Source organism: Psychrobacter jeotgali (assembly GCF_904846315.1).
Lineage (GTDB): Bacteria > Pseudomonadota > Gammaproteobacteria > Pseudomonadales > Moraxellaceae > Psychrobacter > Psychrobacter jeotgali.
Genome location: NZ_CAJHAF010000001.1, coordinates 173,920 through 195,895, shown reverse-complemented (window position 1 = coordinate 195,895; position 21,976 = coordinate 173,920). Strand labels below are relative to the sequence as shown.

At 43.6% G+C, this 21,976-nt stretch carries 17 protein-coding genes, 2 tRNA genes and 1 pseudogene; 7 read left to right on the top strand and 13 right to left on the bottom strand.

Going from position 1 to position 21,976, the window contains the following annotated elements; genetic code table 11:
* Positions 1-10 precede the first annotated feature (10 nt).
* From JMX18_RS00810 to JMX18_RS00780, 7 genes are all read right to left on the bottom strand, one after another.
* Entirely contained in the window at positions 11-2,662 is a 2,652-nt protein-coding gene (locus tag JMX18_RS00810; RefSeq protein WP_227674514.1) for a copper-transporting P-type ATPase, read from the bottom strand.
* A 54-nt stretch (positions 2,663-2,716) separates the two neighbouring features.
* Positions 2,717-3,190, bottom strand: coding sequence for a DUF305 domain-containing protein (locus JMX18_RS00805; protein WP_227674513.1), 474 nt, complete (start codon positions 3,188-3,190; stop codon positions 2,717-2,719).
* Between the two features lie 147 nt (positions 3,191-3,337).
* Positions 3,338-4,294 carry a copper resistance protein B gene (locus JMX18_RS00800; RefSeq protein ID WP_201582774.1) on the bottom strand — a complete coding sequence of 319 codons (957 nt, stop codon included), beginning with the start codon at positions 4,292-4,294 and terminating at the stop codon, positions 3,338-3,340.
* A 163-nt stretch (positions 4,295-4,457) separates the two neighbouring features.
* The gene (locus JMX18_RS00795) at positions 4,458-6,167 is read right to left on the bottom strand and encodes a copper resistance system multicopper oxidase (RefSeq protein WP_201582772.1); all 1,710 of its coding nucleotides are present in this window, start codon (positions 6,165-6,167) and stop codon (positions 4,458-4,460) included.
* A gap of 127 nt (positions 6,168-6,294) precedes the next feature.
* Complete coding sequence (locus JMX18_RS00790) at positions 6,295-6,921, bottom strand: DUF411 domain-containing protein (protein WP_201582770.1); 627 nt, start codon at positions 6,919-6,921, stop codon at positions 6,295-6,297.
* Positions 6,922-6,945: 24 nt separating this feature from the next.
* Positions 6,946-7,512: a c-type cytochrome gene (locus JMX18_RS00785; RefSeq protein ID WP_201582769.1), complete on the bottom strand. Its 567-nt coding sequence runs from the start codon at positions 7,510-7,512 to the stop codon at positions 6,946-6,948.
* 68 nt (positions 7,513-7,580) lie between these two features.
* Positions 7,581-7,871 (bottom strand): hypothetical protein, encoded by a 291-nt coding sequence (locus tag JMX18_RS00780; protein WP_201582768.1) that lies wholly within the window; start codon positions 7,869-7,871, stop codon positions 7,581-7,583.
* Positions 7,872-8,042: 171 nt separating this feature from the next.
* Here JMX18_RS00780 and JMX18_RS00775 point away from each other — a divergent pair.
* Positions 8,043-8,714 (top strand): annotated as a pseudogene (locus JMX18_RS00775) (heavy metal response regulator transcription factor); the annotation flags it as partial.
* Between the two features lie 94 nt (positions 8,715-8,808).
* Entirely contained in the window at positions 8,809-10,278 is a 1,470-nt protein-coding gene (locus JMX18_RS00770; RefSeq protein WP_227674512.1) for a heavy metal sensor histidine kinase, read from the top strand.
* Positions 10,279-10,556: 278 nt separating this feature from the next.
* Here the strand turns inward: JMX18_RS00770 and JMX18_RS00765 are convergent.
* From JMX18_RS00765 to msrB, 4 genes are all read right to left on the bottom strand, one after another.
* Positions 10,557-10,633 (bottom strand) — tRNA-Asp (locus tag JMX18_RS00765).
* Between the two features lie 51 nt (positions 10,634-10,684).
* Positions 10,685-10,760: transfer RNA gene (locus tag JMX18_RS00760), tRNA-Val, on the bottom strand.
* A 159-nt stretch (positions 10,761-10,919) separates the two neighbouring features.
* On the bottom strand, positions 10,920-11,405 hold the full coding sequence (locus JMX18_RS00755; protein ID WP_201582766.1) for a glutathione peroxidase: 486 nt from the start codon (positions 11,403-11,405) through the stop codon (positions 10,920-10,922).
* 131 nt (positions 11,406-11,536) lie between these two features.
* Complete coding sequence (gene msrB / locus JMX18_RS00750; protein WP_201582765.1) at positions 11,537-11,959, bottom strand: peptide-methionine (R)-S-oxide reductase MsrB; 423 nt, start codon at positions 11,957-11,959, stop codon at positions 11,537-11,539.
* A 294-nt stretch (positions 11,960-12,253) separates the two neighbouring features.
* Here msrB and JMX18_RS00745 point away from each other — a divergent pair, with 294 nt between their 5' ends.
* Positions 12,254-13,849: an aminotransferase class I/II-fold pyridoxal phosphate-dependent enzyme gene (locus tag JMX18_RS00745; protein ID WP_201582764.1), complete on the top strand. Its 1,596-nt coding sequence runs from the start codon at positions 12,254-12,256 to the stop codon at positions 13,847-13,849.
* 138 nt (positions 13,850-13,987) lie between these two features.
* Here JMX18_RS00745 and JMX18_RS00740 read toward each other — a convergent pair whose 3' ends face one another.
* Both JMX18_RS00740 and JMX18_RS00735 read right to left on the bottom strand, forming a co-directional pair.
* A complete protein-coding gene (locus JMX18_RS00740) occupies positions 13,988-15,595 on the bottom strand; it encodes an inorganic phosphate transporter (protein ID WP_201582761.1) in 1,608 nt (535 codons plus the stop codon).
* Positions 15,596-16,340: 745 nt separating this feature from the next.
* On the bottom strand, positions 16,341-18,032 hold the full coding sequence (locus JMX18_RS00735; RefSeq protein ID WP_201582759.1) for an ATPase: 1,692 nt from the start codon (positions 18,030-18,032) through the stop codon (positions 16,341-16,343).
* Between the two features lie 216 nt (positions 18,033-18,248).
* Here JMX18_RS00735 and JMX18_RS00730 point away from each other — a divergent pair, with 216 nt between their 5' ends.
* The 4 genes from JMX18_RS00730 to JMX18_RS00715 all read left to right on the top strand — a co-directional run bounded on the left by JMX18_RS00730 (position 18,249) and on the right by JMX18_RS00715 (position 21,911).
* On the top strand, positions 18,249-18,962 hold the full coding sequence (locus JMX18_RS00730; RefSeq protein ID WP_201582757.1) for an FFLEELY motif protein: 714 nt from the start codon (positions 18,249-18,251) through the stop codon (positions 18,960-18,962).
* Between the two features lie 140 nt (positions 18,963-19,102).
* On the top strand, positions 19,103-19,816 hold the full coding sequence (locus JMX18_RS00725) for an FFLEELY motif protein (protein ID WP_201582756.1): 714 nt from the start codon (positions 19,103-19,105) through the stop codon (positions 19,814-19,816).
* 394 nt (positions 19,817-20,210) lie between these two features.
* Entirely contained in the window at positions 20,211-21,059 is an 849-nt protein-coding gene (gene ubiE / locus JMX18_RS00720) for a bifunctional demethylmenaquinone methyltransferase/2-methoxy-6-polyprenyl-1,4-benzoquinol methylase UbiE (protein ID WP_201588162.1), read from the top strand.
* A 132-nt stretch (positions 21,060-21,191) separates the two neighbouring features.
* Positions 21,192-21,911, top strand: coding sequence for a ubiquinone biosynthesis accessory factor UbiJ (locus JMX18_RS00715; RefSeq protein WP_201582755.1), 720 nt, complete (start codon positions 21,192-21,194; stop codon positions 21,909-21,911).
* Positions 21,912-21,976 lie beyond the last annotated feature (65 nt).

Genomic DNA, 21,976 nt, shown 5'->3' with positions numbered 1-21,976 from the left:
GCTATTTGCATTACGTTTTCGATAAATCCAAAGTACGTAACCTGAGCGCATTGGCAATCACCGAGACTGACGATAAGCTCATCGCTGCCGCTGCGATCATCGGACTTAGCAGCAGACCGAACGCCGGATAAAGCACGCCAGCAGCAATCGGTACGCCAATGGCGTTATAGATAAAGGCGAAGAACAGGTTCTGTCTGATATTACGCATGGTCGAGCGACTGAGCTTATGGGCTTTGACAATACCCATTAAGTCGCCTTTTAATAATGTCACCCCAGCACTTTCCATCGCCACATCAGTCCCCGTACCCATAGCGATACCGACATCAGCCTGCGCTAGTGCGGGTGCGTCGTTGATACCATCACCTGCCATCGCAACCATTTCACCGCTATCTTGCATTTCTTTAACGATACGGTTTTTGTCCTCGGGTGAGACGTCAGCATGAACCTCATCGATGCCAAGTTTATTAGCCACGGCTTGCGCTGTTTTTTGGTTATCACCGGTTAGCATGACCACTTTAAGCCCTGCGTCATGGAGCAATGAAATAGCTTCTTTAGTGCTAGGCTTAATGGGGTCAGCGACCGAAATAAGACCCGCTGCTTTGCCGTCTATAGCCACAAACATTACCGTTTCGCCGTCCTTTCTGCGCACGTCAGCTTTAGTAGATAAGTCTTTATCAAAGCTATTTAGGCTTTCCATAAGTTTTGAGTTACCGATAGCGACTTGTTTATCATTGACCACCGCTTGCACGCCCTCACCGGTGGTTGAATTAAAGTCATGAGCTTTGGGAATAGTCAACGATTTCTCTTGTGCCGCTCTGACGATAGCTTCTGCTAAAGGGTGTTCACTAGCGCTTTCTACGGCGGCGACCAGTGCCAAAAACTCATCTTCATTTTGACCTGATAAAGCGTCAATAGCCGTCAGCGCAGGTTGTCCTTCAGTTAGCGTTCCGGTCTTATCAACGACAATAGTATCGACCTTTTCCATGGTCTCCAGCGCCTCAGCACTTTTAATAAGCACGCCGTTTTGCGCGCCCATGCCGGTACCCACCATAATGGACATCGGGGTGGCAAGTCCGAGCGCACAAGGACAAGCAATAATAAGTACTGCAATCGCATTCACCAAGGCATAAGCCATAGCTGGATCAGGACCGAATAGTGCCCAAACAATAAAGGTAATAATGGAGGTGACAATCACGATAGGCACAAACCAACCCGATACTTGGTCAGCCAAACGCTGAATGGGCGCACGGCTGCGCTGAGCATCGCTAACCATCTGTACGATTTTGGATAATACCGAATCTTCACCAACATTGACCGCTTCAACCAGTAAGGTGCCGGTACCATTTACCGTACCACCCGTGACATCATCGCCCTGCTCTTTTGAAACTGGAATAGGCTCACCCGTCACCATCGATTCATCGACACTACTACTACCATCGATTACTTTGCCATCGACGGGTAATTTCTCGCCGGGTCTAACGCGCAAATGATCACCAGTGACGACTTCATCAAGTGAAACTTCAACCTCTTCTCCGTTGTCATCGACACGTCTTGCGGTCGGCGGTGCCAGCTCAAGCAGTGCTCGAATCGCCCCTGAAGTTTGACTTCTGGCTTTAAGCTCCAGCACTTGACCTAATAATACTAAGGTGGTGATAACCGCAGCCGCTTCATAGTAAACGCCCACTTGCCCGGACGCATCTCTAAAGCTATCTGGGAAGATATCCGGAAAAAAGGTAGCCACAATACTAAAAATATAAGCGGCGCCGACCCCTAGCGCAATCAGGGTAAACATATTTAAATTGCGGCTCTTGACCGATTGCCAACCGCGCATAAAGAACGGCGCGGCACCCCAAACCACAACTGGAGTCGCTAGTACCAACTGAATAATTTGACCAAGCTGTCCTGAGATATCAAGAGAGCCAATCTGATCAAAATTAATGCCGACCATCTCGCCCATAGCGTAGATAAATAGCGGTAAGGTCAGCAGGGTACAAATCCAAAAGCGGCGAGTCATATCGTCGAGCTCTTCGGTATCTTCCTCACCTGCCGTGACGGTTTCAGGCTCAAGCGCCATACCACATATTGGGCAGCCGCTGTTTCTGACATCTCTGACTTCTGGGTGCATCGGGCAGGTATAAACCGTACCATCGTAATCGTCTGGCACTTTGTCGTATTTACCGCCGTCAGCACCCTTTCCATGACCGTGTGCATGGTGATGATCATGGTCGTGCGCGTGGCTGTGGTCGTTTGAATCAGCAATTTCGTCCTCAGGCTGCAAAAACATACCGCATAGCGGGCAATCGCTTTTTTCAACATCTCTGACCTCAGGATGCATCGGACAGATATAAACCGTGCCTGTATAATTTTCGGGCACTTTATCGTATTTGCCGCCTTCAACAGATTTTACGTCATTGCTATCCGTAGCCGTTTTGTGCTCATGCGCATGCTCGTTTGCATGGCTGTGCTCTTCATTATATTTGGCATCTGAATCAGCAATTGCATGTTCAGGTTTGAGCGCCATGCCGCATATCGGACAGCCATTATCTTCGATGTCTCTAACCTCAGGATGCATGGGACAAGTATAGATCGTACCCTTATAACCTTTTGGTACTTTATCAAACTTGCCAGCTTCGATAGATTTTTTATCAGTATTATGAGACATAACGCTACTCCTTAAAACAGTAAACAATGATACATACAGCAGTACCGTGATGTTTTATTTAAGCTCTTCAATCAACGCCTGCATCTCACCGATTTCACGCTCTTGCGCTTCTATAATGTCATCGGCCAGCTCACGTACACGTGGATCTTCGATATCAGCACGGCTACTGGTCAAAATAGCAATCGAATGGTGCGGTATCATCGCCTGCATCCAGTCGACTTGATCGACGGTTTGCTGTGAGCGCACGCCCCATAGACCAAAGGCAAATAGCACCACGCTAAGACCATAAATCATCAGATTTACTTTGGTCTTTTTGTACATATTACCCATAAAAGCGAGCATGATAATAGCCATCATCGCACCCATATACAGCGCCATATAAGCTCTAGTCTCACTAAAATAAACGTGATCCCATTGATACGTATTAAAGTACATCATGATGTACATAAAGAGGGTCGATGTCAGAATCATCAGGCCAAACTTTACGTAGGGATTCATTTTCTGCTTATTGTTCATATTGTTATCCATGTCATTGCTCCTATTTTTTAATCAAATCCTTAATTTATCTTTTTATATGAGCTTAATAAAAACTTAACAAAAAAGCACCTACATAAAGAGGTGCTAGTTTGTTTAAAGTATCAGTGTTTTAAAATATCGCTGCTTAAATTATAAACACTAGAACCAAAACTTTACCCCTGCGGTAACGCTACTAGATTCAACATCTTCGCCTATTTCACGCTGCAAACCACGCGCACTGCCAAGAGCGGTCTCATAACTAAAACCGACATAAGGCGCAAACTGTCGACTTAGCATCTCATAAGTCAAGCGAACCTCAGTCTCTAACTCATTAAAGCCTTTGGTAATGTTATTGTCAGTATCGTCCTTGCTAAAAACCGTTAATTCAGCCTCTGGTATTACCACCCAATGCTGATTTAAACGCCATTCGTACTCAGCGCCCAAGTCCAGCCGAATTTGACCATCGGTATACAAGTAGGTTCGAACATCGGTTTCGATAAAATATGGTACGGTACCTGCGATACCAGCCATCAGCGCAGATTTATCGTTTTTAGTATCATAGGCAATACCCGCTTCGCCATTCCAAAAAATACTTAGCGGCTTCCAATATGACAATGACGTCAAACTATCGATATCTTTGTCGTCTTTGGTCTGAGCGTGGCCTTCACTACGCAGATAAATTCGCTGCTCGTCTTGACCGTACCAAGCATCAACTTCAAAGTTAATCTCATCATCTTCAAACTGATAGCCCAGATCGTCTACGGAGACCCCCCATGTGGGCAAGCTACCCATCATCACCGGCTTGCCGTGCTCGCCATAACCGACGCCGTTTGAGTAATCAGGGCTACGAGCATCAGCTGGCGGCTCTCCACCTTGCATACCCGACATGTCCATATCACCATGATCCATGCCTGACATATCATCTGACATACTCATACCACTGTGATCCATCTCTGACATATCCATACCGCTATGATCCATATCTATCATATCGCCTGACATGTCCATATCACTATGATCCATTTCAGGCATCTCGGCGGCCGTTGCAAAGGGTGACGCCAGCATGACTAATGATGACAATCCGATGAATGGCAGACCTTTTTTAATTGTTTTCATAATGAGTCCCACATAGTCTATTTATTTTCAAAAAAATACAGTGAGGCTGGTAGAAATTTTTGCAGCCTCTGTCTGCTAGCTACAGCACGCAAGAAATTTTTTATCAGCCTCACGCCACGACTCTTACCTGTATATTTTTCAGATAAATTAAATTCCACCATTTTTATACAACGGCAACTTCTCTAAACATCCCCGCTTCCATGTGATAAAGCAGATGACAATGCCACGCCCAGCGTCCCGCCTCTCCGGTGACATCGAAGCTTACCTTTTGTGCAGGATGTACCAATATCGTATGTTTGCGTACCTGAAAATCGCCATTAGGTGCGCGTAAATCACTCCACATACCATGCAAATGCATAGGATGACTCATCATCGTATCGTTGACCAAAGTGATACGTACGCGCTCATTTGGTCTGATATTCACAGGCTTGGCGTCAACAAATTTAATCCCGTCTAGCGCCCAAATATAACGCTCCATGTTACCGGTCAGATGAATCTCAAGCTCTTTGGTTGGCTTTTTCTGCTCTCTAAGTGCGGTCTCATCTATCGACCGTAGCTGACTATAGGTTAATATGTCACGTTTTTTAGCGACTTCACGCAGGTTAATACCCGGATCATCAAGGTTGATGCGTGGGCTATCGACGCGCATATCGGTTTTAAAGTCATACTCGGTTTTGGCATGATGGGCTTTATAGCCGTTATCACCCATCGCCCCCATCATATCCGCCATCGTTAACCACTCAATAGCGTCCATGCTAGGAATAACAGCTTGAGCCTGAGGATTAGTTGCTAACCTTGCGGCTACATAGTCGGAGCGGTCGATATTTTGCGCAAATATGGTATAAGCATCTTTGGTCGGCGTAACGATGACATCATAAGTCTCTGCGACCCCAATCCGAAAATCATCGATAGCGACTGGCTCCACATCGACACCGTCAGTTGCCACCACCGTCATCTTCAGACCCGGAATACGCACATCAAATATGGTTTGCGCTGAGCCGTTGATAAAGCGTAATTTAACGGGTTGACCAGGTTTGACGATCTGCGCCCAATTGGCCGCGGTCGTCTTACCATTAATTAGATAATCAAAAGTGGTCTCGCCAGTCAAATCACTGAAGTCGGTCGGCATCATGCGCATCTGATTCCACATTTTGCGCTCATCAAAGGCGGTTTTAATATCGGTTTTGGCAATATCGGACAACAGCTTTTTAAAATCAGGTAAATGGTAATTATCAAAGTCAGCACGCTGCTTTAACAGCTTAAGCAAATTATTGGGATCACGGTGCGTCCAATCGCTAAGCAGTATGACGTGATCTTCCTCTACAGGATGACGCTCCCGTCCTTTAGGCTCGATGACAATCGCCCCGCGCATACCAGTCTGCTCTTGAAAGCCGGTATGCGAGTGATACCAATAAGTGCCCGATTGTTTCAGGGTAAAGGTATAAGTAAAGGTACTATTGGCCGGAATACCGTCAAAGCTAATACCCGGCACCCCGTCCATCTCAAACGGTACCAGTAAACCATGCCAGTGAATAGAGGTCGACTCATCCATCTGATTATGGACACGAATCACCACCGTGTCGCCTTCCTGCATCTTCAGCGTTGGCGCAGGTAGTGAGTCATTGATCAGCGTTGCCATGCTTGATTTGCCATTGACTATGACCGGCTTTTTACTGATATACAGATCAAACTCTTTACCCGTCAGTATCGGTACTTTATGATCCGGTTTATCACTATTGATAACCGCGTTTTGTCCATTTACGCCTAGCGCACTATTGGCTATCGTTGGTAGTGTCGATAGCATCGACGCCCCAAGTAGTGTTGAAGAGCCAGTTAAAAAACGCCTACGATTTAGTCTGTTTTTATTTATCATAATGTGACCTAGTTTATCTTATTAAAAATCTGTTAACACTTGTTTGACTTGGGTAATTAATAGCTTATTATCAATGAGGTACCATTTTTGGTGTAGGCTGAGATTTGTTCGCTTACTAAAACCTAAACTATAGCTGCGCTTCAGGAGAATCAATATTGGCATAAACACTAGTGCTGCCATCTTTATTGATTTGCATAACTTGATACGGATCAAATCTACCCTGATATTCCATACCTGGACTACCCATTGGCATACCAGGTACGGCAAGTCCAATAGCTTCACTTGGTGGATTAGCTAGGAACTGTGCCATGTGTTTGGCTGGCACATGACCTTCAAAAACATAGCCGTCAGTGGTGACAGTGGTATGACAGGACTGCATATTATTCGGTACGCCGTAGCGTTCTTTAAAAACCATTAAGTCGGTGACATCATGCGCATCTGCACTTAAGCCATGACCTTCAGCGTGCTCGATCCATTCGCTACAACAGCCGCAATTAGCGTCTTTATAAATACTAGCAGAAACATTTTTTAGTGACCCAGAGGTAGAGTTAATAGGATCGGTAGTATCCGCTGCTTGGACTTGCAGTGTTGAAGTGTCCGTTGCCGCCTCTACTGGCGCCGCCGTTGCAGCAGTGCTATTAGGCTCACTACAAGCGAATAGCGTCGATGTTGCTAACAATAAAAAAACGGCTCCCAATGGTTTATTAAGAGTAAAAAAGAGTTTGTGGTTGCAAGGTTTTATAGAAATTTTCATAGAGTACCTCTACTTGTTTTTTAGTTAATGCTGCATCTTGGCAGCATCTGATATATCTAGCATATCATCATCAAACCTAGTGGTCAGCATGGTGTACTGACTCTCATTTAATTGGGGCAGTGATCTAATAAAAGCCACCATCGCCCACATCCTATCGTCATCATGGGTTGCGCCCCACGCTGGCATCCCTGAAGCCATAATACCGTGCTTAATCGCCCAAAAGCTTTGCTGCGCGCCTTCATCCGTTTGATAACGCTCAACCACTTTTGCATCGGTAAAGTTGGGTGGTTTGGGATATAACCCTGCGCTAAGATCCGTTTGAGTTCTATCTGGTGACAAATGACAGCTTGCACACATATCTTTATAATCCGCGCCACCTGAGCTGACCATCTCCGCCTTATCCAAATTGGGAACCTCAATATCCTTACTGGCCCTAGCTATCGAGCGCGTGCGAGCAGTTTCAAGTAGGCTATAAACCATTGGACTGTGCGCGTGATCGGCACCGACATTTATCACGCCGCTCATTACGATTATAAAAATACTTGCTACCGCTACAACAATACTAAACAGCACACCCCATAAAAACGTCATTCATTTATCCTAATTCCATTTTTTTCATAAATCACTATAAACAATCCTTGTGATTCCTATCAAAAACCTTAAGTTTGCTTGTTGCTAATATTAACCTTATCGGTATTGGCATTATCACTAATGCAATGCTTTTGGTACATCTGTTTCATTTTACCCATATTCGCCATCATAGCTTTCATGGCAGGATCATTCATATCCATTTGACTGTGATCCATGTTTTGCATCATCTGCAGATGCTTATCCATTTTTTCACAATTCATTTGATCCTTTTGCCCATGCATCTTTGGATCATGAGCTAGCGCTGAGGTTGAGAGTACTAGAGCAACGGCGGTAATAATGAGCGATTTAGGTGACCACATGATGGGTTCTCTTTAGTTGGACGTTGGTTAGATTGATTTATAGAGTAGCTGACGAACCCTGACAATCAGATGACATTAAGATGACAATTTTGTCATCTTTGCCGTTTTAAATGTCCATAAAGCCTTTATTGCTTTACTATTCTAGTAATAGAGCATCTAAGAGAAGTAAGTATGAAAGTATTATTAGTAGAAGATGAAGTACAACTTGGCGAATATATAAAAAAGGGGCTAACCGAGGCCGGCTTTATCGTTGAGCATCAGCTGACGGGGCTTGATGGCTATCATGCACTGATGACCAATGAGTATAGCGTGGTGCTGATGGATGTAATGCTGCCTGATATTAGCGGCTTTGAGTTGGTACGCAATTACCGAGCGGCGGGCAAGCATACGCCGGTGCTGTTTTTGACCGCTAAAGATGATTTAAGCGATAGAGTAAAAGGGATTGAAATCGGCGGCGATGACTATCTGACCAAACCTTTTGCCTTTGCCGAATTGATAGTGAGAATAAAAAGTCTGCTGCGCCGCGCCAATCAAGCAGATTATCAAAGCACCCTTTTAGAGCTGGCGGATTTAAAGATGGATATTGCCAAACGCACGGTTCATAGAGGCGATGTTCTTATTAAACTGACCGCCAAAGAATTTGCTTTATTGCAGTTTATGCTTGAGCACCGCGGTGAGGTACTGCCGCGCTCGGTTATTGCTTCGCAAGTCTGGGATATGAATTTTGATAGTGATACCAATGTGATCGATGTGGCGATCAGGCGCCTGCGCCTCAAAATCGACGATAGCTTTGAGATCAAGCTGATTCATACTGTACGCGGCATGGGCTATAAGTTGGAGGTTTTAGAGACTCCAGATACTGCAACGACTTCGAAAAGTTCAGAAAATTCAGACCCTTTAAACCCTATCGCCGATAACTCTGATAACGCTGATAGTTATGCAACCCATCAAATCGACGTTAAATAAAATGGCAGCCAATAAGATTAACACTAAGTCGGACAATCGACGTCTACCTCTATTATGGCGTACGGTATTTTTGCTCACCATATTTGTGGTTATCTCCCAAGTCGTCATCTATATCTGGGTACAGCGCTCGGTTAAAAGTCACTTTGAAGAGATGGATGCCGAGATTCTCACCCATGCCGCTTTTAATTGGCGTAAGCAAGCCAATACTAATGATAGCTATAATCAAACGCCACTACCCGATACCACAAACGAGGTGGATCAAGCCGAACACTCGCACCCTGCATGGCAAAATTATGATCTCAAAACCCTGCTAACTGATAAGCACGACAACGTATTAACCAGCGTACCTAATAGCTTCGCTGAGGAGCTACCTGTAGATTTTAGTTTATTATCTTTGTGGCAAAACCATCATGAGCAGCAGTTTGTAACCAAAATAAATAATCGGCGGTATCGAGCTGTGATTGTGCAAACGGATGAGACCCTTGCCCTTATCGCTCTACCTATTGATATCCATCACCAATATTTATTACAGTTTAATCGCCAGCTAAGTTTAATTTTATTCGCTATTACTTTATTGCTAGTCTCCGTGGCTGCATTAAGCGTCTATTGGGGTTTTGCGCCCTTATCTACTATCATGCAGCGGATGAAGGGTATCCACCCTGAAAGGCTTGATGAAAGGATTAATACCAGTGAGATGCCTTTAGAGCTAAGACCTTTAGCGGAGTCTTATAATTTAATGATGGCTAAGCTTGAGAGCAATTTTGTCTCCCTATTGCGTTTTTCTGACAACATCGCTCATGAGCTGCGCACGCCCATAGCCACGCTAAGCACTCAGACGCAGGTTATGCTCAGTAAGCCAAGAGCCACTGAAGAGTATATCGAACAGTTGCATCAGCAGCACGATACACTCGAGCAGTTATCGAGTTTGATTAATAATATGCTACTGCTGGCAAAGACCCAAAAAGGGCTTAGTGACTCGCAGCTTAAGCGGGTCGATACCGAGATACTGATCTCCAAACTGATTGATTATTTTGAGCTGATAGCGGAGGAACGCGGGATAATCTTTGAGAAGAGTGGCGAATTTGGTGCGGTATTGGGCGATGAGGGTTTATTACAACGACTGTTTGCTAATCTGCTGTCGAACGCTATTTATTACGCTGCCAGTAATAGTGTAATTGAAATTAAAGCAAGAACTCATACCCCTGCTACATCAAAAATAACCATTACTAATCGATTGGATAAACCTTTGACTCAAAGCGAGGCGGATAAACTGTTTGAGCGCTTTCATCGCTATGATCAAACCAAGGACATGCATGCCGGCTCCGGTTTGGGCTTGTCTATCGTACAAGCCATCGCCCGTGCGCACCATGGCAAAGTTAGTATTACTATAAAAGATGATGATTACTTTGAGGTTAATGTGGAGATTTCGAGTAGAGCTTAGAGACTGTTTTATATTGAGTTATTTGGTCACAAAATGGTCACCGTTTGGTCACCGAGCAGGTGGTCACCGATTTTCAAAAGTTAGACTGTATGTAATCAAACTTATCATTCATGTATTGTTAAAGAGTAAATTATTTATTAAGGATTGATAGAAATAAAATAGCTGGCTCTTATGAACAAAGGCTTTAAAGAGAATTTCAGACACAAAAAAACCCCAAACAAGCTAATGTTTGAGGCGAAACTTGCTTAAACTCGAAAGTTTAAATTCGTTTTAAAATATGGCGCAGCGGACGGGACTCGAACCCGCGACCCCCGGCGTGACAGGCCGGTATTCTAACCAACTGAACTACCGCTGCTTATCTCGTACCTTAGCATCTTGCTCCTAACAGAGCCCACTTGCTAATAAGTGGTGGGTGATGACGGATTCGAACCGCCGACATTCTGCGTGTAAGGCAGACGCTCTACCAACTGAGCTAATCACCCTTGCTGTGGGTGTGTATTATATACATTTACACATGGCTGTCAAATATTATTTGAGCATTTAATCACTATTTTTTAGCTATATTCTTATTACAAGCATAACCTTTTGTTTTTACTGACTTTATCTTATTATAAAAAGCCAATAATTTTCTCGGTTGTCACTTATTTATCGGCGAGTGCCTTTTCTATATCCCCTTTGATAGCATCAGGTTTGGTGGTTGGGGCATAGCGATCAAGCACTTGACCGTCACGACCAATCAAAAACTTGGTAAAATTCCACTTAATACCATCAGTTAACACCCCGCCCTTCTGCGCTTTTAACCAATCAAAAATAGGATGGGCCTCTTTACCATTAACATCGACCTTTGCCATCATAGGAAAGCTTACGCCATAATTCTTCTGGCAGAATGCACCAATCTCCTCATTACTACCCGGGTCTTGACTACCGAACTGATTACAAGGGAAACCCACAACTACCAGACCCTGATCTTTATACTGCTGATGCAATGCTTCTAGACCTTCAAATTGCGGGGTGAAGCCACACTTACTAGCCGTATTCACTATTAGTAATACTTGACCCTCAAAGTCAGCAAAAGGTTGTAAGTCGCCATCCATACGCTCAGCATTAAAATCATAAATAGTACTCATATCAAATCCTCGGTGTCATTAGGGTCATAACAAATAATAATAGAGCACCAATATAGCAAAAAAATAGCGGCGTGATGGGACAAATCACGCCGCTGTTCGTTTTTATGCTAATGCATACTTTATACTAATAGCTACTCAGCTTTATCAAGGTCGATAGACACTGAGTTGATGCAGTAACGCAAACCTGTGGTTTCGCGTGGACCATCGGGGAATACGTGACCTAAATGCGCACCGCAGTTACTACAAGTGACTTCGGTACGGCGCATGCCAAGCGAGTTATCTTCATGCTCATCGATAGCCGCATTGTCGATACCTTGATCAAAGCTAGGCCAACCGCAGCCGGCATCAAACTTGCTATCTGAATCAAATAGTTTGGCTCCGCAGCCTTTACAACGATAGATACCTTTATCATCGACATCGTTATAGACGCCAGTGAAAGGACGCTCGGTGCCCTTTTCACGCATCACATGATACTCGTCACTGCTAAGGCGCTCTTTCCAGTCCGCTTCTGTTAATTGGGCAATCTCTTCTTTGCTAAGTTGATTATCTTGCATAAGTTATCCTTTTTATTTTAGGTTATCACTTGAACTCTTACCCTTTTTATATGCTGATTATTCATCTAAAAACAAGGGGCTAGATCAATAACGTTGGCTATATTGATCTATTAATAATCTATTACTGGATAAACCTATTATGGGGAAGGCTGAAAACATAGTAAATGCAAGTAAATCTTGCATTATAAATATTGTAGCTAATCCCTCTTGCGTCTTAACTAAAAATGCAATAATATCTTGCATTAACTATTTAAAACATTAAGTATCAAAATTAATGACAAGGCTTAGGACATCATGAATGATAAGCAGAATAAGTTAGCTCAAGCCGAACGCCTAGCCAAGCTGCGCCGAGATAAAGGCATGACCGCCGAGCAATTAGCGCAAGCTATGACCGATGCTGGCGCTAAAGTCAGCCGCGGCGCTATCTCTAATTGGGAACGGGGTATCAATGGTATTGTGTCGTCAAAACTCCCTACCTTGGCTCGTATTCTAGGTTGTACCGAGGGCTACTTATTACGCGGCGACCATGATCATGATAGTGATGCTTTTAATAATGATAACAACGTCCCAATGACGGCTATTGCCGATAGTCCTGATCTGCTTGCTGCAACCAACTCTCACCATAATCCCGAATACATGACAATGGATGCTACCTCCATGAAAACTCTGAAAAAATCTGACAAACTACAAAACGTCTGCTACGACATCCGTGGGCCTTTACTAAAAACGGCCAACCAAATGGAAGCCGAAGGACAGCGCATTTTAAAGCTAAACGTCGGTAATCCTGCGCCTTTTGGTCTTGAAGCGCCGCATGAGATCTTACGTGACGTAGCAATGAACCTGCCTGAAGCTACGGGCTATTCTGATTCGCAAGGTATCTTTTCAGCGCGTAAAGCTGTTTTGCAATACTACCAATCAAAAGGACTTCTCTCAGCGGTAGATGTGCGTGATGTTTATTTGGGGAATGGGGTTTCTGAGCTCATCGTTATGACCATGCAAGCCTTGGTAAATGACGGTGATGAAGTATTAATTCCCATGCCAGACTATCCTCTATGGACAGCAGCTACTAACCTGTCAGGTGGTACAGCGGTACATTATCGCTGTAACGAGGACGATAACTGGCAGCCTGATATTGAGGATATCAAGTCAAAAATCACCAGTAAAACCAAAGGCATCGTAGTTATTAACCCTAATAATCCGACGGGTGCTCTATACTCTGACGAGATGCTGAAGCAAATTATCGAAGTGGCCAAACAGCATGATTTGATTATTATGGCCGATGAAATTTATGATCGGGTGCTCTATGACGACGTGGTACACACACCCATGAGTACTTTGACTGACGAGGTATTGGTACTGTCTTATAACGGTCTGTCGAAGTCGCATCGTATTGCAGGGTTTCGAGCAGGCTGGATGATGGTGTCTGGTAAAAAACAACATGCCAGCGACTTTATTGAAGGGTTAGATATGCTAGCCTCTATGCGCTTGTGCTCTAACGTTCAAGGTCAATATGCCATTCAAACGGCAATGGGCGGCTATCAAAGTATGCAAGAGTTGACTTCGGAAAAAGGCCGATTATTTAAGCAACGCGAAATGGCTATCTCACGCCTCAATGCTATTAAAGGTATCTCTTGCACCATGCCACAAGGCGCTTTTTATTGCTTCCCAAAGATGGATCCTGAGATCTACCCTATCAAAGATGATATGCAGTTCATGATGGATTTATTGGTTGATGAAAAGGTGCTGATGGTACAAGGAACTGGCTTTAATTGGGATGCACCTGATCACTTCCGTTTGGTGTTTTTACCTAATTTACATGACCTTGAAAATGCTATGGATCGCTTAGATCGCTTCTTTGCCAAAAAACGTCAGCAATTCGGCACCGATTGATTGTGCTTTAACTGTCATCATTTCAATATTGCTATAAAAAAGAGACAGCCTAAATAAAATAAAAAAAGCTTATCAGCACGATACTGATAAGCTTTTTTATGCAAAGTGTATAATTGGTTTTTATTTATAAGCCAAGCATTAGAATATTTGCTTTAAGATATAATAACTTAACGCCGACATCAACCCAGCGGCTGGTAAAGTAATCACCCAAGCCAGTCCAATAGGTTTCATCAGCTTCCAGTTAGTATTTTTGTTGACGATGCCAATACCTAATACTGCCCCTACCAGCGTATGAGTACTAGAGACCGGCAAACCCATTGTTGAGGCGCCCATAACTACCGCCGCCGCTGCCAATTCAGCTGAAAAGCCAGAGGCTGGATGCATTTTTGCCAAGTTAGTACCAACGGTTTGAATCACCTCTTTACCAACGAACCAGAGACCCACAATCAAAGCCACACCAAAAGTGAGCATGACCGCTGGTGGTACGGCCGCTTGTGAAGCGATCTGATTGGTACGAATAACGTCCATAATTGCCGCAAAAGGACCAACGGCGTTAGCAATATCATTTGAACCATGACTAAAAGCAAAAGCTGAGGCGGTAAATACCTGCATCCAGCTGAACATGATAAAGGTTGCTTTGGTCAAATCTTCTTTATGCTTACCGCGAATACTCTTGGTATAAATAAAGGTAGCTAGCCAAACGAGTGCCCCAACCATACCCATGAATAAGAAACCATGTAAGGTCGTTAGGTTGCTATTGACGTTTTTGAGTCCTTTAAATACTACCAAAGAGGTCATAACTACCCCGCCGATAGCAGCTATAACCGGTACCCACTTTTTAAGGGCTTTTAGCGTATCCAGATTATTACGCTCATTTTCGATCTCATAGAGCTTTTTATAATAATCTGTTTCTAAATCTTCAAGATCGGTATCGTCATCTCGATAGATCTCTTGATCCCGTAGCATAGCTGAGGTATAAGCCAACTGCTCTGATTCTGATAACTGTTCTAAATACTCTTTATGCGCCTGCTTTACCGTTTTCTTATTGGCTTTTAGCTCACTAATATGAGCTTCGGTTCTGTCATTATATTCAATGATATTCTTTTTAATTTGTCCATAAAGTAGATAAGCTAATAATCCGCCCAGCAATGGAGATAGTACCCAAGAGATAGCGATCGTACCTATAGTACTCCAATCAACGGTAGATAACGCTGCTCCGCTTCCTCCCACATCATAGCCCAAGATAATAGAGCTACCGACAACGCCGCCGATAATAGCATGGGTCGTTGAGACCGGCAGGCCTCTTTTGGTTGCAAATAACAACCAAAACGCCGCAGCTATCAAGGCCGACAGCATCACATAAATAAACTGATTGGGACTAACTGCCAAGCCATCTAAGTCGACAATCCCTTTCCGAATGGTATCGGTGACTGCGCCGCCTGCCAACACGGCTCCCGATACCTCAAATATAGCGGCCACCCCTAATGCTTGGGGGATGGTTAACGTGCCTGCACCTACTGAGGTGCCAAAAGAGTTAGCGACGTCGTTACCACCAATATTAAAAGCCATAAAAATGCCAAAGGCCGTGGCTATGATAAATAACGTCGTTTGTTGACGCATGGTGTAGTCGAGTCCCCACCATAAAAAGTAGGCCGTCATTCCAATCAGTAAAATGGCAAAAAATAGATTGATTCTCATAGTGCCAACTGATTTGGTTGGTTCTGTAGAGCTGCTGCTAATACCCATAGATTGATACGCCCTGCGTAAGCTGTTAAAGATACTGTTAATTGAAGATACTGTTAGTTGAAAACATTTTTCATCGAAAATACTGCTAATTGAAAAACACTTAAGTAACCAAGAACTTTTTGCAATTGATATCTACGTATAATCATGGGGTATATCTTAGGCTTATAGACCTACTGAAGGTAAGCTAGCGTTATACCCACACAATATCGACGCAATTTAGTTCTTGTATTACGGCTTCAAACACTGTTCTGGAACACTCCGTTCCTATCTAAGAATGGCTTGCACGCCCTGTACATGCCTTTATCTGCTAAACGCTTCTTTAGCTTATAGCGATAAATTAAATCACTCAACATATCATTAAGCCGCAAGTCATATCGCCAAATCGTTCGATTGGAGCAGCTTGCGGCTTGATAAAGTAGTTGAGGGAATATTGAGTAAAAATAGACTAAAATCGATTTATGGTGATTACTAAATAGCTCAATAAAACCAATATTACGTTAGCAATATCACTTATTGGTCTACCAAAAGTAATCACGCGCCTATTATATTAAAAATATGTACTTAATGCATGATGATACTGCGAGATTTGTAACTGTAAGTGTATATTACTGTAGAAACAATAGAACAAGAGCTCATTATTTTTCATTGCTGCCCATCATAGTCCAGCGCAAGTAGCCCAGCAGACTATTATCCATCAAATTTATTATGACGGAATGACTGAATGACTGAATGACGGATAGCGTATCTATATATAAAGCTTTAGTTGCTCGATTGCATGATCCAGCACTTGTAGACGTGCACAGCGTTTGTCGTTAGTAGCTACCACACACCAAGGGGCAGTGTGCGTATCAGTACGCGCCAACATATCGGCCGCCGCTTGTACGTAATCTGACCATTTATCACGATTGCGCCAATCATCATCGGTGAGTTTAAACTGTTTGTGTGGGGTCTCACGTCTGGCTTCAAAACGCTTTAACTGCTCTTTTTTATCAATGGCCAACCAGTATTTTATGACGATAGTACCGGCGGCAGATAAGCTTTTCTCAAAACGGTTTATCTCTTCATAAGCTCGCTGCCATTCATGATCTTCTGCAAATCCTTCGATACGCTCTACCAAAACTCTGCCATACCAAGTGCGATCAAAGATAGCGATACGGCTAATACGCTCGGTTTGCTCACTTGGTAGCCGGGTCCAGAACCGCCATAGATAAGGGTGCTGGAGCTCATAAAGCATCGGTGCGCCAATATTATAAATTTGGTACTCACGTGGATCGAGTGGCGCTACGAGACGCTTGATAGCGCCCCCTTTACCAGCGGCATCCATACCTTCAAAAGCGAACACCACATGACGGCCATTACGAGTGCGTAGTAGTTTTGCCAGCTTAGCCTGCTTATCCTCTAACTGCTTATTATAATCGGACTTATCCATATCTGGATCGTCGATATCGGTTAACTGTTTAGGGACTTTTACCGGCTCAAATACTTTATGATGGGAGGCCGCTTTAACTTTAGATTTGGCTAGGATTGCAGATTTAGAAGGTATGGGAGGTTTAGCGGCTTTATTCACAGGTACTCTACTGCTTGCCAGCGCTGCTTGCATAGCGTTTAACACTTCATGGCAAAAATTAATCGTCGCTCGATCTTTATCACAACCATCAATAATAACCCAGTCGCCCTGTTGTCGTAGCAGTTCTGCAGCGACCTTATTGAAAGTGGCCAACACCTCCTCATCATCCCAGTCTATTTGGTATAAGAATTCTGGATCAGCCTCCTCATCATTTAGACGATCTTGTAAGGTTTTAGCATCAACGTGGAACCAGCATTTTAGTAATTTGGTTTGATTGGCAGCCAGATCTTGCTCAAATGCTGCCAAAACCATTAATTGTTCCTGCAAATAAGTTTGCCACTGGGCAATAGGTAGCGCTGTCGATGTTTGTTTTGCTTTACTTTTTTTATTCTTGTCCTTGCTATTGTCATCTTGGTGATCAGCCGTTGCCATACGCATGACGTTATAAAGCAGATCAGCATACCAGTTACCGAAATAAACCATAACATCGCCGTGGCGCGGCATAGACTTAGTATGGGCTTGCCAAATCGGCTGACTGGCCAGCGGTGGATGACCAATAGTCGCCTCAACTTTTAATAGACGAGGGTCAACCCACTGCCGCAACTGCTTGACCGCCGAGCCTTTACCCGCTTGTTCCATACCATTGACCAGCACCAGCAGTCCTGTAGGTTTGTTACTAGTCTTTGGCGACTGTTGACGGGTGGCTTGCAAGGCATACTGCGCCGTCACCAATGCCAGTCTAAGCTCGTCTTTATCCATAAAAAATGAGCTTAATGGATTGGGTGTCAAGCGTTCATCAACTACAGTCTCACTGAACTGCGCACTGACTGTTTGGCTCTTAGCTCCATTATTACTTTTATTGTTATCCATTTTATTCTCTTGGTAGGTTGATTTATATTTTTCTTCTATAAGGCTTTTATTAAACCGTAAAAGTTTGGTCGTTATATTTTATTTTAAGTTATTTAACGAAGATGTCTCATTTGAATGGTATGCTTTATATTAAATAGCTATCTATACCATTTTTTGTACGAGACTACTGTTTTATTGTCAGATTTACCTGCTTAAAACTATACAGGATTGGCCATCATGAGTGCTTTCTTGAATCTGCAACAGCATCTAACACGCTACTGGGCGTTATCTTATCATGAAGATAGCAAGCTCAATACGGTGCTATACGATGTACAAGCCTGGCAGCGCATTCGAATGCAGCGTACCCATAATGAGCTGTTCTCGCAACCACAAAACCACTTGATGGCGAACTATTTTTTAACTCAGCTTTATGGCGGTGAACAGTTCAAATTATTGGCTGTGCAATTGGCACGTATCCTACCCAAGGCGCAAAAACTTGAAAGTATGGTCAAAGAGTCCGCATTAGAAACGGGCAGCATGGCGATTGAAGCAGCGGTACTCGCTATTGAGATGGATCTAAACTTAGCAAAGTGGTTAGTAGCTCACGACTTACCCGCCACCGAAAAAAATATCATTATAGCCTATAGCACTACTGATGAATCTACTGCGCGCCGTACTCAGCTTAGTAACCTAAAGGAAGTTTGCTATCGTACTGATAAGTATCTTAATTCGTTTTTTTTACAAAAGGCTTTCAAACTAGCCAAAAGTACCGCTTATCGTAATAACTATCAGCCATTGTATGACTTTATTGATGCCGGCTTTGAGTCTATGAAACCTCTTGATAGCGTCAAAAGTTTTATAGACCCCTTTTATACCTGCGAGCTGGCGCTTATTGAGCAGATAAATGGAGCCAATAAAAAAGAGGCCTTGGCAGCATTCGGTATATTATAGCTTCACAATATTTATCAAAAACTAAGCTATTAGTTGATATACAATAGAGCCGATATGGCTTAGCATATCAAGCTAAACCGTACTTGCTTCCAAAGCTTTTCTTTAATTATTAAATATTTGTTCGAATAGGATTATCTATTATGTCTGCGTTATCAGAATTACAACTTCATTTAGACCGTTATTGGGCCCTACCTTATCATGATGATACTGAATTAAAAGCTAAACTTAATGAAGTACAGGACTGGCAGCGAGCACGTCTTAAACGCACTCATAGTAAGTTGTTTGACCAACCTAAAAACAAACCTATGGCAGATTACTTTCTCACTAAACTGTATGGCGGTAGCGAATTTAAGCTATTGGCCGAACAATTGGCACGTATTCTACCCAAAGCGAAAAAGCTTGAGCGTTTGGCTAAAGAGTCCGCCTTAGAGACTGCTAGTATGACCATTCAATCGTCTATTTTAGCCATTGAACTGGATATGCATTTGGCACAGTGGTTAATCGCTGAAGACTTAGCGGTTAACGAAGATAATATGCTAGCAGCCTACCGCGGTGTTGATGAAGCGGACAAGCGCCGTGTGCAAATAAATCAGCTAAAAGAAGTCTGCTACCGTACAGATAAATACCTCAATTCTTTTATGTTACGCAAAGCTTTTGCACTCTCCAAAGGTGCCGCTTATCGTCATAATTTCCAGCCTCTATACGACTTCATTGATGCCGGATTTGCCGCTATGAAACCGCTTAAAAGTGTTAGTAGCTTCATTGATCCATTTTGCGCTCGTGAGCTCCAAATTATCGATCAAGTACATGCTACAGATAACCAGAGTAAGAGCTCGGTGTTTGATGTATCATAGTCTGGTCATACAGCGCTAAGTCAGTCCATATCATAAGCACATTTAATAGGATAATCCCATGACCCACTCCAGCAACGATCCTGCAAATAATGATATAAAAAATCCCGCAGCTAATGATAACTTGGGGAATAATAACGCCAAGCCTAATCATCAAGCTACTGGCCAGACTAACCCAAATAGCCACGGCCATATTCAAGATAAATTGGTGCAAGACAGCATTACTCAAAATCAAAACATTAGTGCCCAAGCGCAAGCACGCCAAAGCCCTACCCCTGAGCAAATCTCTGCTGTCAATAATTCAGTAACTACCCATCCGGCCCCTAACACCGATTCAGACGACTTTACTCGAGTTGAAGACTTACCGGTAGGTACCCCACAAGGTCAACAAACCACTATGCCAAATACTTATAATAATCAATCAAACCCAGCTGCTACTAACGCAGCATCAGCCTTTCATCAGCGTGATGATATCAACAACCCGCATACTCCTGACACCGATGGCGATGAAGAGACCCATTTCGGCTACAAAACGGTCAATAAAGCTGAAAAACAAGCCCGTGTAGCTGATGTTTTCACCTCAGTAGCCAAAAAGTACGACATTATGAATGACCTGATGTCCTTTGGTATTCACCGTTTATGGAAACGTTATGCCATTAGCTTGTCAGGGGTTCGTGCCGGCCAGCATGTCCTCGATATTGCTGGTGGAACAGGTGATTTAGCTAAAGTATTTAGCCGAGAAGTGGGCCGTCATGGTCATGTAGTATTATCTGATATCAATGCGGCAATGTTAGAAGTGGGCCGTGAGCGCTTGATCAATGCAGGCTGCAATAACGTTGATTTCGTTTTGGCTAACGCTGAAACCCTAGCGCCTTTCGACGACAATAGCTTTGATTTGGTCACTATCAGCTTTGGTCTACGTAACGTCACCGATAAAGATGCCGCTCTGCGCGCTATGTACCGTGTGCTTAAGCCTGGCGGCCGTTTGCTTATTTTAGAGTTCTCAAAGCCTATCTTTGAGCCCTTATCCAAGGCGTATGACTTATACTCATTTACAGCGCTGCCGTTGATGGGTAAGCTGGTAGCTAATGATTCAGAGAGCTATCAGTATCTAGCTGAATCTATTCGTATGCATCCCAACCAGCAAACTCTAAAGCAAATGATGGAGCAAGCAGGTTTTGAGAATTGCGATTATCATAACCTAACTGCGGGTATTGTCGCCGTCCATCGCGGTTTTAAAGCTTAATAAATGCTCATAGAAACACTCGTACTACAGGGTCATCGTTAGAACGATAATGCTTATTCAATAATATAAACTGATTATTGAGTAAGCATAAAGGTCGTTAAAAATAGAATTTTAATTCAAAGTGAGGGTCATATGCTGACTGTATTACTTTTAGCCGGTGCTGAGAAGCTTATTAATATCGCTATTGCTAGTGACGAGATTACCCAAGCGGGTCTTGCACCCTTGGCAGGTAAGGTGCTGCGTCTAAACATGGCTATGCCTGAGCTACAATTAGATATTCTATTTAACGATGATCGGGTGCGATTTGAGCCGGTTAGCACTCATAATGTACTTGCTAGTGTCTTTGAGCCCCGCGGTGATGAGAATAACCAAAACGATGAGCGCCAACAAGCAGACGCTGATATGGCGCGCATCGGTCACAGTCAACCTGACTGTACTATCAATGTCGAAAACCCCGCACAGCTGCTCAACTTAATGCGCGGCGCTGAAGGTAATCTGCCTATTGCAGGTGATTATAAAGTGCTGATGCAGCTCAAACAGCTCATAGCGGGCTTTGATCCTGATATTGCTGGACAACTTGAGCCTATTATCGGCAAACCAATGGCAAGCCAGCTACAGCTATTAATCTCACAGCTTAAAGGTAGCGTGCGCCACAGTGCCAAGCGGGCTTTTGATGATGTTAGCGATTGGGCGAATGAAGTGGTGGGCAATACGGCTCCTGATCCTGCTGAAAAGGCAGAATCTGATAGCTTAAAGCAGCAATTGCTTAAGCTACGCGCGGATGTAGAGCGTGAAGAAGCCAGGTTAGCAGCCATCAAGGCTGAACAAGCACGTCTAGCCAACGATCAATAATTAACAGCTTTTGTTGATCAATAACTATTGTTTCTTATTCAGAGTGATTTCTAGAGTAACTTTGC